This window comes from Mesorhizobium subarcticum (assembly GCF_055456085.1).
On sequence record NZ_CM144237.1, the window covers coordinates 4,079,646 to 4,094,580 of the forward strand.

General features: G+C 63.1%; 19 protein-coding genes and 1 riboswitch. Of the genes, 13 read left to right on the forward strand and 6 right to left on the reverse strand.

What is annotated here, in order from left to right:
- Position 1: 1 nt before the first annotated feature.
- Positions 2-1,177, reverse strand: a complete 1,176-nt coding sequence (locus ACZYHG_RS19920) for an aromatic ring-hydroxylating oxygenase subunit alpha (protein ID WP_464610025.1) — start codon at positions 1,175-1,177, stop codon at positions 2-4.
- Between the two features lie 136 nt (positions 1,178-1,313).
- A riboswitch (cobalamin riboswitch) is annotated at positions 1,314-1,511 on the forward strand.
- Positions 1,512-1,544: 33 nt separating this feature from the next.
- Here ACZYHG_RS19920 and ACZYHG_RS19925 point away from each other — a divergent pair.
- From ACZYHG_RS19925 to cobO, 4 genes are read left to right on the forward strand one after another with little or no spacing between them, the layout of a single operon-like run.
- Complete coding sequence (locus tag ACZYHG_RS19925) at positions 1,545-1,724, forward strand: CbtB domain-containing protein (RefSeq protein WP_027029535.1); 180 nt, start codon at positions 1,545-1,547, stop codon at positions 1,722-1,724.
- A 15-nt stretch (positions 1,725-1,739) separates the two neighbouring features.
- Positions 1,740-2,543 (forward strand): CbtA family protein, encoded by an 804-nt coding sequence (locus tag ACZYHG_RS19930; protein ID WP_464610026.1) that lies wholly within the window; start codon positions 1,740-1,742, stop codon positions 2,541-2,543.
- Entirely contained in the window at positions 2,536-3,051 is a 516-nt protein-coding gene (gene cobU, locus ACZYHG_RS19935) for a bifunctional adenosylcobinamide kinase/adenosylcobinamide-phosphate guanylyltransferase (RefSeq protein ID WP_464610027.1), read from the forward strand. Before ACZYHG_RS19930 ends, cobU begins: the two co-directional genes overlap by 8 nt.
- Before the next feature lies 1 nt (position 3,052).
- Positions 3,053-3,667 (forward strand): cob(I)yrinic acid a,c-diamide adenosyltransferase, encoded by a 615-nt coding sequence (cobO, locus tag ACZYHG_RS19940; RefSeq protein ID WP_464610028.1) that lies wholly within the window; start codon positions 3,053-3,055, stop codon positions 3,665-3,667.
- On the opposite strand, the gene cbiB is transcribed toward cobO, so the two are convergent.
- Entirely contained in the window at positions 3,664-4,638 is a 975-nt protein-coding gene (cbiB, locus tag ACZYHG_RS19945; RefSeq protein ID WP_464610029.1) for an adenosylcobinamide-phosphate synthase CbiB, read from the reverse strand. The genes cobO and cbiB overlap by 4 nt on opposite strands.
- Here cbiB and cobD point away from each other — a divergent pair.
- Together cobD and ACZYHG_RS19955 are read left to right on the forward strand one after the other, a co-directional pair.
- Positions 4,637-5,683: a threonine-phosphate decarboxylase CobD gene (gene cobD, locus ACZYHG_RS19950; RefSeq protein ID WP_464610030.1), complete on the forward strand. Its 1,047-nt coding sequence runs from the start codon at positions 4,637-4,639 to the stop codon at positions 5,681-5,683. The genes cbiB and cobD overlap by 2 nt on opposite strands.
- Positions 5,680-6,189 carry a tyrosine phosphatase family protein gene (locus ACZYHG_RS19955; protein WP_464610031.1) on the forward strand — a complete coding sequence of 170 codons (510 nt, stop codon included), beginning with the start codon at positions 5,680-5,682 and terminating at the stop codon, positions 6,187-6,189. Before cobD ends, ACZYHG_RS19955 begins: the two co-directional genes overlap by 4 nt.
- Positions 6,190-6,213: 24 nt before the next feature.
- Here ACZYHG_RS19955 and ACZYHG_RS19960 read toward each other — a convergent pair whose 3' ends face one another.
- The 4 genes from ACZYHG_RS19960 to ACZYHG_RS19975 form a co-directional block, all read right to left on the reverse strand.
- On the reverse strand, positions 6,214-6,510 hold the full coding sequence (locus ACZYHG_RS19960) for a type II toxin-antitoxin system RelE/ParE family toxin (RefSeq protein WP_464610032.1): 297 nt from the start codon (positions 6,508-6,510) through the stop codon (positions 6,214-6,216).
- Positions 6,510-6,764 carry a type II toxin-antitoxin system ParD family antitoxin gene (locus ACZYHG_RS19965; RefSeq protein ID WP_464614742.1) on the reverse strand — a complete coding sequence of 85 codons (255 nt, stop codon included), beginning with the start codon at positions 6,762-6,764 and terminating at the stop codon, positions 6,510-6,512. Before ACZYHG_RS19965 ends, ACZYHG_RS19960 begins: the two co-directional genes overlap by 1 nt.
- A 104-nt stretch (positions 6,765-6,868) precedes the next feature.
- Positions 6,869-7,672, reverse strand: coding sequence for a creatininase family protein (locus ACZYHG_RS19970; protein WP_464610033.1), 804 nt, complete (start codon positions 7,670-7,672; stop codon positions 6,869-6,871).
- A 55-nt stretch (positions 7,673-7,727) separates the two neighbouring features.
- On the reverse strand, positions 7,728-8,111 hold the full coding sequence (locus ACZYHG_RS19975; protein ID WP_464610034.1) for a RidA family protein: 384 nt from the start codon (positions 8,109-8,111) through the stop codon (positions 7,728-7,730).
- 266 nt (positions 8,112-8,377) lie between these two features.
- On the opposite strand from ACZYHG_RS19975, the gene ACZYHG_RS19980 reads away from it, so the two are divergent.
- Genes ACZYHG_RS19980 through ACZYHG_RS20010 form a run of 7 tightly spaced genes read left to right on the forward strand, consistent with a single transcriptional unit; the run spans position 8,378 to position 14,927 of the window.
- Positions 8,378-9,382: an ABC transporter substrate-binding protein gene (locus ACZYHG_RS19980; RefSeq protein ID WP_464610035.1), complete on the forward strand. Its 1,005-nt coding sequence runs from the start codon at positions 8,378-8,380 to the stop codon at positions 9,380-9,382.
- Between the two features lie 11 nt (positions 9,383-9,393).
- The gene (locus ACZYHG_RS19985) at positions 9,394-10,212 is read left to right on the forward strand and encodes an ABC transporter ATP-binding protein (RefSeq protein ID WP_464610036.1); all 819 of its coding nucleotides are present in this window, start codon (positions 9,394-9,396) and stop codon (positions 10,210-10,212) included.
- Entirely contained in the window at positions 10,199-11,050 is an 852-nt protein-coding gene (locus ACZYHG_RS19990; RefSeq protein ID WP_464610037.1) for an ABC transporter permease, read from the forward strand. The genes ACZYHG_RS19985 and ACZYHG_RS19990 overlap by 14 nt, the downstream gene beginning before the upstream one ends.
- Before the next feature lie 4 nt (positions 11,051-11,054).
- Entirely contained in the window at positions 11,055-12,356 is a 1,302-nt protein-coding gene (locus ACZYHG_RS19995; protein WP_464610038.1) for a cytosine deaminase, read from the forward strand.
- Positions 12,356-13,759: an FAD-binding oxidoreductase gene (locus tag ACZYHG_RS20000; RefSeq protein WP_464614743.1), complete on the forward strand. Its 1,404-nt coding sequence runs from the start codon at positions 12,356-12,358 to the stop codon at positions 13,757-13,759. Before ACZYHG_RS19995 ends, ACZYHG_RS20000 begins: the two co-directional genes overlap by 1 nt.
- Complete coding sequence (locus tag ACZYHG_RS20005; protein WP_464610039.1) at positions 13,759-14,340, forward strand: NAD(P)H-dependent oxidoreductase; 582 nt, start codon at positions 13,759-13,761, stop codon at positions 14,338-14,340. Before ACZYHG_RS20000 ends, ACZYHG_RS20005 begins: the two co-directional genes overlap by 1 nt.
- Positions 14,340-14,927: an NAD(P)H-dependent oxidoreductase gene (locus ACZYHG_RS20010; protein ID WP_464610040.1), complete on the forward strand. Its 588-nt coding sequence runs from the start codon at positions 14,340-14,342 to the stop codon at positions 14,925-14,927. Before ACZYHG_RS20005 ends, ACZYHG_RS20010 begins: the two co-directional genes overlap by 1 nt.
- Positions 14,928-14,935: the final 8 nt, after the last annotated feature.

Genomic DNA, 14,935 nt, shown 5'->3' on the forward strand with positions numbered 1-14,935 from the left:
ATCAGGCAGAAAGCGCTGCGTGCCGCTCACGCACCCAGTTGTGGAAGCGGTGCAACTCATACTCCTCGGGCATCAGCACGCCGGCTTCGTGGCGCATCGAGCGCAGGCCCCTCTGGTTGACCTCGCAGATACCGGCATCCTCTTCCAGCACCTGCGTGCCGAAGGCGACGATGTTGTCGATGTCGGTTGCCGGGTCGCTGAGCGCCTCGGGCGTGAACAGCCATTCGGCGACAAGCTCCGTCTGTTCGGGACCGAGCGGCACCAGCCGCACGGTCCTGACATAATCGACATGACCGACAATGAACATCGAGGGCAGGCTGGTGGCGTAGGTCTGGCCGGCGGCACGTTCGGCTGGTGTCAGCCCCGGGAAAACCGGTCCATGGGCCTGGCCATCGCGCGACCAGGTCTCGGCGCCGGTGCGCAGGCCGCCGGAAAACTCCGGCGCGTCATTGTCGGCATGGCGCACCCATTCAGGATCATCATGCCGGCTCATCAGGCCGCGGCCATAGATCGGCACCAGCCGCGAAAGGTCCTTGTGGACGCCCGGGCAATGCAGGCACTCGTTGAAGTTTTCCCAAAAAATCTTCCAGTTGCAGTTCATCACCTTGCGCAGCACATGGCCTGAGACCAGCGCTTCCAGCGGCCAGTTGCCGAGATTGCCGGAGGCAGGGTCGAAGGATGCCTGCGCGGAGCCTGCCGCGTCTTCCTGCAAATTGATGAAGACGAAGCCCCGCCACACCGAAAGGGCGACGCGATAGAGCGGATGGTCGGCCTTGTCGAAACCATCAGGCAGCGATTTCGACGGTACGCGCACGAGGTCGCCGCGCAGCGAATAGGACCAGGCATGGTAGGGGCAGGTGATCAATCGTGCCTTCAGGCGGCCTTCGCTCTCCTGGCACAGCTGCGAGCCGCGATGCCGGCAGGTGTTGTGGAAGGCGCGCAGCTCGCCAGTGTCATCGCGCAGCACGACGATGTCCTGCGTGCCGATGCGGAATCGGCGGAAGGCCAGCGGCTGGGCGAGATCGGCCTCGCGACAGACCAGCAGCCAGTTTTTGTACCAGATGGCATCGAGGTCGCGCTGATAGGCCGCTGCATCCCAATATGCCGAGGAAGGCAGCGTCGCTTCGGCCCGGGTCAGGCCGTTATAGGGATCGCGCTCGCTGGCATTGGGCTGCATGGCTGGCTTCCTGTGAAGAGGCCAGCCGACACCCGGCCATGACAATTGTCAATTGTCGCGCCGATGATCCCTCTGGCATGGCGCAATCGCGCTGATTGCCGGCGGAATTTGGTTTGCCGCGTGTCGTGATTTTCCCTATAGTCACACAGTCGTCGGTTCCGTTTTGGAGCCAAGAGGGAATGCGGTGCGGGCTGAATTGTTGCCCAATGCCGTGGCTGCCCCCGCAACTGTGTGCGGTAGTCCTCTCCATATGCCACTGAAGATTCGTCTTCGGGAAGGTGGAGAAGGGCGCTGATCCGCGAGCCAGGAGACCTGCCGACGACGGCAAAACTGACAGGCCCTCGGGTGGAGGGCGAAAGGACAAGATATGACTACTGCTTCGGTCTCCCTCGGCGCCTCCGTCTCCTCGCAGTCGCGCTTCATGCAGCTGGCGCTCGCCGCGCTGCTCGGCACGTTCATCATCGGGTTTGTCGGCTTCTCGCATATCGATGCGGTCCACAATGCCGGTCATGACAACCGCCATTCGATGGCGTTTCCCTGCCACTGACGAGGATCGGACATCATGAATCTGTTTCGCAACGTCGTGTTCATCGCGGCGATCGCAGGGCTCGTGGCCGGGGTTGTTCTCGCCTGCATGCAGGCCTTCGCAACCGACCCTCTCATCCTCCAGGCCGAAGTTTACGAAAAGGCCGGCGCCGGCCATCAGCACGACCATGCCGCGGCACCGGCCGAGAACGCGGCTGGCACCAATGCCGCCAGCAGCACCGCGCCCGCCGCAAACACCATGAGCATGGCGCCAGCCGCCGCGACTGCGCCCGAACATGAGGATGAGGGCTGGGAGCCTGCCGACGGCTTCGAGCGTCACGCATACAGTGCGGTTTTCAATGTCGCCACCGGCATCGGCTTTGCGCTGATCCTGGTTGCGGTTTCCGAATTTGCTGGCGGCATCGGCAATTGGCGCCAGGGCGTGTTCTGGGGGTTGGCTGGTTTCGCCGTGTTCACGCTGGCGCCCGGTCTTGGGCTGCAGCCCGAACTGCCGGCGATGCCTGCGGCCGATCTCTTGCCGCGCCAGATCTGGTGGACGGCAACGGCAGCGGCGACAGCGATCGGTCTCGCTTTGATTGCTTTCCGCAGATCGCTGCCGCTGGTGATCCTGGCAGTGGCGTTGATCATCGCACCGCACATCGTCGGCGCACCACAGCCCGACAGCTTCGAAACGCCGATCCCGGAAGGCCTGCACCACCAGTTCGTGGTGGCGGTGACATTGACCAATCTGGTTTTCTGGCTGGTGCTCGGCGCTGTCGTCGGCGTGGTGCGTGGACGCTTCACCGGCACCGCGAGCAGCCTGCGCGACAGCTTTGCCTGATCGCGGCAAGCTGACCTTCATCATCGGTGGCGCGCGCTCCGGAAAGAGCGCGCACGCCGAAATTCTTGTGACGGCCTCGCGCTCACCATGGGCCTATATAGCCACAGCGCAAGCCTATGACGACGAGATGCGCGAGCGCATCGCACTGCATCGCTCGCGGCGCGGCGAGGGCTGGATAACCGTCGACGCACCGCTCGATCTCGCCGGCGCGCTCGAGGCCTTGCCCGACAACCAGCCGGTGCTTGTCGACTGCCTGACGCTGTGGCTGACCAATCACATGCTGGCCGATCACGATCTTGAGCTCGAATGCCGGCGGCTGACGAACGTGCTGTCGCGGCCGCGCGGGCCGTGGTTCGTGGTGTCGAATGAAGTCGGCCAAGGCATCGTGCCCGACAATGCCCTGGCGCGCCGGTTTCGCGACGACGCCGGACGGCTCAACCAGCAGGTCGCGGCGATCGCCGATACGGTGCTGCTGATGGTGGCGGGGCTGCCGCTCAAGGTGAAATGAGATGACCGACATCGACGGCAAGGACGAAGAACGCCATCGCGCCAAGATGGCCAAGCGCAAGGCGGTGCAGGATGCCGAGGTGGCGAGCAAGACGGTCGAGAAGGGGCTGCTGATCGTCAACACCGGTCCGGGCAAAGGCAAGACGACGGCCGCCTTTGGCCTGGCGTTGCGGATGCTCGGCTATGGCAAGCGCGTCGGCGTCGTCCAGTTCATCAAGGGCAAATGGCACACTGGCGAGAAGGATGCTTTCGCCGCCTTCGGCGACCGCGTCGTCTGGCACGCGATGGGCGAGGGTTTTACCTGGGAGACACAGGATTTGAAGCGCGACATCGCGGCGGCGGAAGCTGCCTGGGCCAAGGCATTGGAGTTGATCGCCGATCCATTGATCAGCCTTGTCGTGCTCGACGAACTCAACATCGCGCTGCGCTACGATTATCTCGATCTTGACAAGGTGGTTGGCGCGCTCAAGGCGCGTCGCGAAGGGCTGCATGTCGTCGTCACCGGCCGCAGCGCCAAGCCGGCGCTGGTCGAGGCGGCCGACCTGGTCACCGAGATGGGCGTGACCAAACACCACTTTTCGGCAGGCGTGAAAGCGCAGCAGGGGATTGAGTTCTAGAACACCAGAACCGTGATCGCCGAGACCAAACCGAACAGCACGATCAGCAGATAGTCGGCGACGCGGTAGAGTTTCAGCGCCCGCCTGATGTCTCCGCTGTCGACGTCACGCCGGCCGCCTTCGCCCATGAAGACATCGTCGACCACGATGCCGCCATAGCTGCGTGGTCCGGCGAGTGCCAGGCCAAGCGCACCGGCCATCGCCGCTTCCGGCCAGCCGGCATTGGGCGAGCGGTGCTTCTTCGCGTCGCGCCACACCGCTTGCTGGGCGCTGCGGGGATCGGCTCCCTTGACGAGGAAAGCCGCCAGCACGATCAGCAGCGCGGTCAGCCGCGAGGCCGGCAGGTTGATCCAATCGTCGAAGCGCGCCGCGGCCCAGCCGAAGGCCTCGTGGCGCGGGGTGCGGTGGCCGATCATCGAATCGGCGGTGTTGGCGGCCTTGTAGGCAGCGCCGCCGGCCAGACCGCCGACACCGGTCCAGAAGGCTGGGGCGACGATGCCGTCGGAAAAATTCTCGGCCAGGCTTTCGATCGCCGCGCGGCAGACGGCAGCACGGTCAAGCGCTTCGGGATCGCGGCCGACGATGCGCGAGACGGCGACGCGGCCCATGGCCAGGCCGCCCGAGTCAAGCGCGTCAGCCACGGCCTCGACATGGTCGTAGAGGCTTTTCTGCGACAGCAGCGATGTCGCCAGAAGGGCGGCAATGAACAGCCCGAACGGAACGAACCAGAGCAGAACAAGCTGCACGCAGAGACCAATCACCGCCGGCACCAGCACGATGACCAGCAGCGCCTGGACACCATTTTGGCGACGCAGCGCGTCGGGATCAGTGGCGCGGTTGAGCCTGATGTCGAGAAAGGATATCAGCCTGCCGAACCATGTTACGGGATGGCCGATGGCGCGGAACAGCCAGTCCGGATAACCCAGGACGAATTCGACGGCCAAAGACAGGAAAGCGATCAGGACTGACATGAAGCTTCTTGATGGAGCGGTGGACCATGGTGGAAGTCTTGGCCGGGCGAGGGTGCTTTTCCCCAACGCCGTGCTGCCTTTCGTCGACCTCTCGACTGGTATCAATCCGCACTCCTACCCGCTTTTCGACCTGCCCGCCACCTCGCTATCGCGATTGCCGGAAGCGGGACGCGGGCGTGAGCTGACAGAAATCGCAGCCAGAACCTACGGCGCGCCGTCGCCTGCCAACGTCGTGGCGGCTCCGGGCACACAAATCCTGCTGCCGCGCGTGGCCTCGCTGGTGAGGCCCGGCAAGGCACTGGTGCTGGGGCCGACCTATGCCGAACATGCCCGCGCAGCGGCGATCGCCGGGCACGAGGTGAGCGAAGTCAGCGATTTCACGGCGCTGGCTGACGCTGACCTCGCCATCATCGTCAATCCTAACAACCCCGATGGGCGCGTCATCGCGCGCGACCGGCTGCTGGCGCTGGCCGCAAGGCTGCGCGCCAAGGGCGGGCTGCTGGTCGTCGACGAGGCATTCATGGATGTCGGCCCGCGCGAGCACAGCCTCGCCGGTGAAGTCGGTCTGGGTGGCATCGTCGTGCTGCGCTCGTTTGGCAAGTTCTTTGGGCTGGCTGGCCTGCGGCTTGGCTTCGCGCTTTCCGATGCACCGACGGTTCAACAGCTGGAAACGCAGTTCGGGCCATGGGCCGTCGCCGGTCCGGCGCTGGAATATGGTATTCGGGCGCTAGGCGATATCGGCTGGCAGAACGCCATGCGGGCATCCCTTGCTGAGGCGGCGGCGCGGCTCGACGCGCTGTTCGGATGCTTTGGCGTGCCTGTCGCGGGCGGCACCACGCTGTTTCGCTATCTCAGCCTACCGGATGCCGCCGGCCTGTTTTCCGCCCTTGGCGAGCGCGGCATCCTGCTTCGGCATTTCAACGATCGACCTGATGTCTTGCGCGCCGGTCTGCCGGGGAGTCAGGAGGAATGGCAGCGGCTGGACTCCGGCCTTGCCGAATGGGCGGGGCGGCGCGAGGATCGATCGAAGGGTTCCAAACAATGATCCATGTCTGCTCGCTGGCTAGAATTGAGGAAACGGTGGCCAGGACCGGCGCCGACCGCATGCTGTCGCTGCTTTCCGTCGGCACCGATGTGACGCGTCCTGCCTCGATACCGAGGGAAAACCATCTGCATCTCGTCATGCATGATATCGCGGTGGCGCAGGACGGCATGACCATGCCGGGCGAGGAGCATGTGCGCAATCTGCTCGATTTCTCGCGCCGCTGGGACCGAGCCAAGCCGATGGTCGTGCATTGTTATGCCGGCATCAGCCGTTCGACCGCTTCGGCCTACATCATCGCTGCCGCACTGGCGCCGAATCGCGACGAAGCAGAGCTGGCCCGGACATTGCGGGCGCTGTCGCCATCGGCGACACCCAATCCGCGGCTGATCGCGGTGGCCGACGCGCTGCTTGAGCGCAATGGCCGCATGATCGAGGCTATCCAGTCGATCGGGCGCGGCGCCGATGCGTTCGAGGGGACGCCGTTTGGGCTGAAGATCGACAGCTAGCCGCGCCCATCCATCGTTGCTGAACTATCGAGTGCCTTCATGCGCCCAATCTTCGTGCCCGTGGCGTATCCGGACAATCAACACGTCGCCGTCGGCTTCGATCCGGTAGACGACAAGATGGGCCTTGAAGGGATGGATACGCATTGGTGGCGACAATTCAAGCCGCTCCCGCGCCATTCGGGGACTGGCAGCGATCAGGTCAAAGATCGCGAACAACTCCTCATGATACTGTCTGGCCTGCACAGCGCCGAACAGGCGTACCCCTTGCTCGGCAATACCGACGATGTCCTCTTCCGCGGCTAAAGAAAGGCGAAATCCCATTACCCGTTGCCGGGTGACTTTCCAGCGCGCTTGACCGCCTCCGTAAAAAGCGCGTCCCTGGATCGATTGCCGATGCCACTCTTCAAGCCGTCATCGACAAAGCGCTGCATGGCGGCAATGTTGTCGTTTCGCTCCTGATCTCGACGGATCAAATCACGCACATAGTCGCTCGCGTTGGCGTAGCGACCCGTCTCGGTCTGCGCCTCAACCCAATCCTTCATCGCATTGGGCAATGACACGTTCATTGTTGCCATATCGGCCTCCATATCCCGTCCAATATTCTCCATTTTGGCAAAGTTTGTCAAAATCTCATACGCGGGGGTTTTTTGCGAAGGTACGATTGTGGCTAGACGGCTACTTACTTAAGCCACTCGGCAAGCTTTGCCTTGCGCACATCCCTGAGCAGGCTGATGAACCCGTCGGCCTGATATTCCGCCGTCAGCCGGCCCTTTTCGGCCGTTGCGATGCTGGCGTCGCCGACCACGCCGTTGGGGTTGAGATCGCTGGCGATCCAGGCGAAGGCGTGGGTGCCGGTGTGGCGCAGCAGCGAAAATTCCTTCTCGGCCTTGTCGACGTTGGAAACGAAATTGTCGGCCTTGCCCATGTCCACTAGGTCGGGCCGGAAATGCAGCATCAGCGACGTCTCGACATCGCCGCCATGGATGCCGTGGCGGTCCTCGATCTCGGTGTACATGCCGGCCTGGCGGCCGAAGCGCTGCCAACTGGTTTTCACGGCCAGCATCTTTTCGCGCACGCGCAATTCGCGCGTGATGATGCCCATGATCTCCTCATTGCCGCCATGTGAGTTGACGACGATGAGCTTGCGCACGCCAGCGCGCGCGATCGACACGCCAAGCTCGGTCCAGGCTTCGACCAGCGTCGTTGCCGGCAAGGTGAGGGTGCCCGGCGCGTGCAGATGCTCGTTGGACTTGCCCACCGCCTGTACCGGCAGGATGCGGATGTCGAGATCGTCGGGCAGGCGCGAAATGACCGTATCGAGCATGCCGTTCATGATCGAGGTATCGGTCGAGACCGGCAAATGCGGCCCATGCTGCTCGATCGCCGCCACCGGCAGCACGGCGATCGTCGCCTCGGGATCGATCGAGGCATATTCGGTGGTTCGGTAGTCGCCCCACCACACGCGTCTTTTGGCTACGGTCATGTCATGCCTCTTGAATGGATGAGCCAGACCTAGCGCGACAGAACTTGTCTGTCGATCATCCGGCTGCGATGGCCTCGACCTCGACCTTGAATTCGGGCCGGGCAAAGCCGGAAACGATCATCAACGTCGAGGCGGGCGCCGGGCTCGAAAACAGCCGGTCGCGAACGTCCATATAGGGGCGCAGATGCGCGCGGTCGGTGACATAGGCGTTTATGCGCACGATATCCCCAAGTGCCAGCCCGGCCTCGCCAAGCACTGCCTCGATGTTGCGGAAACAGAGCTCGGCCTGGGCACCAGCGTCTTCGGGTATCTGGTCGTCCGCCGTGATGGCGACCTGGCCTGAGCACAGCACCAGCCGCTTGCCTGGGGCCACCTCGACACCATGGCTGTAACGGGCAAAGGGCGGCTTGATCGACTTGGGGGTGAGGAATTTAAACATGACAGTCTCCTGGATGCCGCCAGCCTAGGGCGGTATGTGTTGCAGCTTCAAGATGGCGGTGCAAGTTCCCGGTGCGATTGTGGACAGGCGTTTAAAAAATAGGCACGATGCCTCCGGTGCAGCACGACCTTTCCGGCTTTCGCAGATGGCTGTGGTGCAGGCGGGCGGGTCCCGGCGCGAGACGCCGGTGGCATGTGTCTTGCTTCTTGAATCTTTGGTGTCGAGCCTGGCGCGTGACGCGCCGGAGCAAACAAAGGGTGGTGTCGATGTACGTAAAACAGAAGATCTCGGTGGCGATGGTGGCCTTGCTTGCCGCCAGCACGCTGGGTGCCGCGGCGAATGAAAAAGTCACTTTCGGCACCAACTGGTTGGCCGAGCCGGAGCATGGCGGCTATTACCAGGCCGTGGCTGACGGCACCTATGCCGCCTGCGGCCTCGACGTCACCATTATGCAGGGCGGCCCGCAGGTAAGCGGCCGGCCGATGTTGCTGGCCGGCAAGATCGATTTCTACATGGGCGGCAATCTGCTGTCGGCTTTCGACGCAGTCCAGCAAGGCATTCCGATGCGCGTGGTGGCGGCTGACTTCCAGAAGGACCCGCAGGTCATCATGTCCCACCCCGGCGAGGGGCTGGACAAGTGGGAAGACCTGAAGAACGCCGACCAGTACATTCTGGGTGACGAGGGCGTGCAGACCTTCTTCCAGTGGATGGTCACGGCGCTCGGCTTCGACGCCGCCAAGCGCGCGCCCTACACCTACAACACCGCTCCTTTCCTCGCCAACAAGAAGTCGATCCAGCAGGGCTACGTCACCTCGGAGCCGTTCGCGGTCAAGAAGGAAGGCGGCTTCGTGCCCAACCAGTTCCTGCTCGCCGACTATGGCTGGGATACTTACTCGACGACGGTCGAGGTGATGCAGGACACGATCGACAAGAAGCCGGAGGTGGTCCAGTGCTTCGTCGATGGCTCGGCCAAGGGCTGGTACAAGTACCTCTACGGCGACAACAAGGCGGCTAACGACATGATCAAGAAAGACAATCCTGACATGACGGACGACCAGATCGCCTTCTCGATCGAGCAGATGAAGAAGTTCGGCCTTGCCGATTCGGGCGACACCGAAAAACTCGGCATCGGCGCCATGACCGACGCGCGGATCAAGAGTTTTTACGACAAGATGGTCAAGGCCAAGGTCACACCCGCCGGCATCGACATCACCAAGGGCTACACGCTGGCCTTCGTCAACAAGGGCGTCGGGCTCGACCTGAAGAAATAGGCCAGCCCGGCATGATGAGAGAAAAGGTGGCGCAAGCGCCGGACGTCACTCCGGCCTTGCTGGCGTTGCGTGGCGTTGGCAAGGTGTTTTCCAATGGCGTGACGGCGCTGAGCGACGTCGACCTGACGATCCGGGAAGCCGATTTCCTCAGCCTGCTCGGGCCGTCCGGCTGCGGCAAGTCGACGGCGCTGCGGCTGATTGCGGGCCTGTCGACGCCGACCTCCGGCGTGCTCGACTGGCGCGGCGGCGGCTCGCTCGACCGCGCCAATATCGGCTTCGTCTTCCAGGAGCCGACGCTGCTGCCCTGGGCCAGCGTCTTCGACAATGTGTGGCTGCCGCTCAGGCTGAAAGGCATTTCGCGCGCCAAGGCGGCACCGGCGATCACGGAGATGCTGGCGCGGGTCCACCTGACCGGCTTCGAGGACGCAGTGCCGCGTGAACTGTCGGGCGGCATGAAGATGCGCGTCTCGATCGCGCGCGCCATGGTAACCAAGCCGCGCGTGCTGTTGATGGACGAGCCGTTCGCAGCGCTCGACGAGATCACCCGCTTCAAGCTCAACAATGACCTTCTGGAGCTGTGGCAGGACGAACGCTTCACCGTGGTCTTCGTCACGCACAGCGTCTTTGAAAGCGTCTTTCTCTCCAACCGCGTCGTCGTCATGGCGGCGCGGCCGGGCAGGGTGTTCGATGAACTCGCCATCGGGGCCTCTTATCCGCGCGACGAGGTGTTTCGCACCTCGCCCGACTATGCGGCGCTTTGCCGGCAAGCTTCCGACGTGCTGGTCAATGCCATCAATTCAACAGCAGGCGCGCATCATGACGGCCATTGACGAGCCCACGCTCAAACTCGATCCCGAGGAAGCGCGCCGGGTGCGCCAGGAGCGGTTCGAGCGGATTGGCCGCTGGGTGCTGCCGATGGCGATCATGATCCTGGCGATCTGGCTCTGGGACCGCATCTGCGTGTGGAACGAGATTCCGCAATACATCCTGCCACGCCCCGGCGTGGTCTTGCAGACGCTCTACAACGATGCCGGGCTGCTGTTCTCCTCGCTGCTGGTCACCTTGCGCATCACTTTCCTCAGCTTGGCTTTGGCTGTCATCGGCGGCGTTGGCCTGTCGGTGCTGTTTGCGCAGTCGAAATGGGTCGAGATGTCGTTCTTCCCGTTCGCGATCGTGCTGCAGGTGACGCCGATCGTGGCGATCTTTCCGCTGATCAACATCTATGTGAACAACCAGACGACCAAGCTTCTGCTCTGCGCCTGGATCGTCGCCTTCTTTCCGATCCTGTCCAACACGACGCTTGGCCTGAACTCGGTCGACCGCAATCTGCGCGACCTGTTCAAACTCAATGGCGCGACGCGCTGGCAACAGCTGCGCTATCTCAGGCTGCCGGCGGCGATGCCGTATTTCCTCGGCGGCTTGAAGATCGCCGGCGGCCTGTCGCTGATCGGTGCAGTGGTGGCCGAGTTCGTTGCCGGCACCACCGGCCAGTCGTCGGGACTTGCCTCGCGCATCATCGAGGCCGGCTACCGGCTCAACGCGCCGCGGCTGTTCGCGGCGCTGTTCCTGATCTCGCTCACCGGCATCCTGATCTTCCTCGTGCTGTCGCTGATTTCGCATCTCATTCTCAGGCGCTGGCATGAAAGCGCGCTGAAGCAGGAGCGCTAGGCCCTTGATACCCAAGGCAGGTTCATATTGGCTCGCCAACGCTCGGCTTCACGCGTCCCTGACGCCGGAGCTCGCCGCGACCTATGACGGCGACGGGTTTGCACTCGCTGATATCTCTGTCGCAGATGGCAAGATTTCCGCCATCGCAGGGCATGGTCGTGCAGTCGTATCCAGCGATGTTATCGATCTCGCCGGCCGCGTAATCTTGCCCTGTTTCGTCGACTGCCACACCCATATCGACAAGGGCCACATCTGGCCGCGAAAACCCAATCCCGACGGCACTTTCATGGGGGCGCTTAACGCCGCGGGCGCCGACCGCGTCGCGCGCTGGAGCGCTGAGGATCTTGCCAAACGCATGGATTTCTCGCTGCGCTCGGCCTATGCGCATGGCACCAGGGCGCTGCGCACCCATCTCGACAGCGTCGCGCCGCAGGAGGAAATCTCCTGGCCGGTGTTCGAAACGATGCGCGAGACATGGCGCGGCCGCATCGAATTGCAGGGCGCCTGCCTGCTCGGCATCGAGGGCGTGCGCGACAAGAAATGGTTCGACAGGCTGGCGAAACGGGTCGCCGCCGCCAAGGGCGTGCTTGGCGTCGTCACCTATATGGTGCCGGACCTGGAAGAACTGCTCGACCACGTCTTTGCGCAGGCGATCAAGCATGGGCTCGACCTCGATTTCCATGCCGACGAGACCGACGATATTGCCGCGATCTCGCTGAAGAAGATCGCCGAGGCGGCCCTGTGGAGCGGCTTCGAGGGCAACATCTTCGTCGGCCATTGTTGCTCGCTGGCGCGCCAGCCCGACCTCGAGGTGTTGGACACGCTGGACAAGGTGGCTAAGGCAGGACTGGCGGTGGTGTCACTGCCGATGTGCAATCTCTATCTGCAGGATCGGCGCGGGAACCAGACCACGCCGCGCTGGCGCGGCGTGACGTTGCTGCACGAGATGAAGGCGAGGGGCATTCCGGTCGCTGTCGCTTCCGACAACACGCGCGATCCCTTTTATGCCTATGGCGATCTCGACATGCTGGAGGTCTACCGCATGGCGACGCGCATCCTGCATTTCGACCATCCGGTCGCCGACTGGCCGCAAGCGGTCACCGCGACGCCGGCCAAGGTGATGCGGCTCGATGGTTTCGGCACGCTTGCCGCCGGCGGGGATGCCGATTTCATCCTATTCAAAGGTCGAAGCTGGACCGAATTGCTGTCGCGGCCCGAATCGGATCGCATCGTCGTGCGCGCCGGCCGTGCCATCGACCGGCAATTGCCCGACTACGCCGAACTCGATGAACTGATGGTGGAATGATGGATGTTTCGGCGCTCAAACGCGATCTCGACGGGATAAAACTCGACGACAATCCGGCCATCGTCCAGCAGAAGAGCCGTGATTTCTACTGGTACAGCCCAGTGCTGAAAAAGCAGCTCGACCATGTCACCGGCGATTTGATCGTGACACCGAAGGACGAAGCTGAACTGATCCGTGTGCTTGCCGCTTGCCATCGGCATGGAGTGCCGGTGACCCCGCGCGGCAGCGGCACCGGCAATTATGGCCAGGCGATGCCGCTTTCGGGTGGCGTCGTGCTCAATCTGGCCGAAATGAACGAGGTCAAGTTGATCGCGCCGGGGCGCGTGGTGACTGGGCCGGGCGCGGTTCTGGCCGATATCGACAAGGCAACGCGGGCGCATTCCGGTCAGGAGCTGCGGCTGTCGCCGTCCACCTACAACACCGCTTCGATCGGCGGCTTCATTGCCGGCGGCTCGGGCGGCGTCGGCTCGATCAATTTCGGCGGGTTGCGCGACTTCGGCAATGTACTGCGCCTGCGCGTGGTGACGATGGAAGCCGAGCCGAAAGTGCTCGAACTCACCGGCGAGGATCTGCACAAGGTCACCCATGCCTACGGCACCAACGGCATCATTTCGGAAGTCGAGATGCCGCTGACCGCGGCCTATGAATGGGTCGATGTCATCGTCGGCTTCGATGCCTTCATGGATGCAGCGCGCTACGGCAATGCGCTGGCCTGCCAGGACGGCATCCTGACCAAGCTGATCACGCCGATTGCCGCGCCCGTGCCGCAGCTCTACTTCAAGCGGCACCAGAAGTTTTTCAGGGAAGGGCAAAGCATCTGCGTCGTCATGGTCGCGCAGCATGGGCTGGATGCCTTTCTAGCGTTCACCCGGCGTGCCGGCGGTGAAGTCATTTTCAACGCTGCTACAGCGACGCCGGACGAGAAAAAGGGCCTGCCGCCGGCCTATGAGCTGGCCTGGAACCACACGACGCTGAGAGCGCTGCGCGTGGACCCTTCGATCACCTATCTGCAATCGCTCTATCCCTTTCCCAACCAGCTGGCTTTGGTCGAGAAGATGGACGCGATGTTTCCGGGCGAGGTCTTCTCGCATCTCGAATTCGTGCGGCTGGACGGCAACATCACCTGCTTTGGCCTGCCGCTGGTAAAATTCACCAGCGAGGCGCGGCTCGACGAGATCGTGCGCCTGCATGAGGAGAATGGCTGCCCGATCTTCAACCCGCACCGCTACACGCTGGAAGAAGGCGGCATGAAGCAGACGGATGCCGTGCAGCTTGCCTTCAAGCGCGAGACCGATCCGCAGGGGCTGCTCAACCCCGGCAAGATGATCGCGTGGGAAAATCCGGACTACGACTTTCGCTCTGGCCGGACTTTTCTGTTCAACGGGCTGCAAAAGGCAGGCTGATGAACATCCTCATCCTCTACGCGCATCCGGTCGAGACCAGCTTCAATGCCGGCCTGCACCGGTTGATCGTCGAGCGGCTGACGGCGGCGGGGCATATGGTCGATGACTGCGACCTCTACGCCGAGGGTTTCGATCCCAGGCTGACGCGCGAGGAGAGGCTGAACTATCACAACCCGCGCGGCTGCGCCGATCCCGCGGCACCGTATGTCGAGCGCCTGTTGCGCGCCGATGCGCTGGTGCTTTCCTATCCGGTCTGGAACTACGGCTTCCCGGCGATCCTGAAAGGTTTTTTCGATCGCGTCTTCCTGCCCGGCGTGTCGTTCAAGCTGGTTGACGGCAAGGTGCAGCCGTCGCTGCACAACATCAGGAAGGTCGCGGCGGTCACCACCTATGGCGGCAGCCGGTTCCGCGCCATGGTGATGGGCGATCCGCCGCGCAAACTGATCAAGCGCATGCTGCGCGCCACGGTAAAGCCGGGCGCACCGGTGACTTACCTCGCGCATTACGCGATGAATCTGTCGACCGACGAAACACGCAAGGCCTTCATGACGAAGGTTGCGGCCAGTATGGATGTGTTCTGATGCGGGTCCTCGTGGTCTATTGCCATCCCGTGCCCGAAAGCTTCTGTGCGTCGATCCGCGACACCGCCATGGAGGTTCTGAAGGCGAGGGGCTGGCAAGTGCGGCTGCTCGACCTTTATGCGGAAAAATTCGATCCGGTGATGGGCTGCGAGGAACGGCGCAGCTACAATGACCAGGCGCCGCAGGACCCGGCGCTGAAGCCGCATTTCGAATTGCTCAGCTGGGCCGAGGCGATCCTGTTTGTCTATCCGACCTGGTGGTACGGGCTGCCGGCGATGCTGAAGGGCTGGCTCGACCGGGTGTGGGCGACGGACGTTGCCTTCAAGTTGCCGGCCGGCAAGGGGCGGATCAAGTCGCTGATGACGCACGTCACCAAGGTCGGCGTCATCACCACCTGCGGCGCGCCGACCTGGTGGAGCGTTGTTGTCGGCCAGCCCGGACGCAAGACGCTGCTGCGCGGCATGCGAGCGCTGTGCGCAACACGCTGCAAGACGTTCTTCCTGGCGCATTATCTGATGGACGCCTCGACGCCAAAGACGAGAGCGGCGTTTTTGGCGAAGGTGCGGGTGAAGCTGGAAAGGTTTTAGCTTTCTTC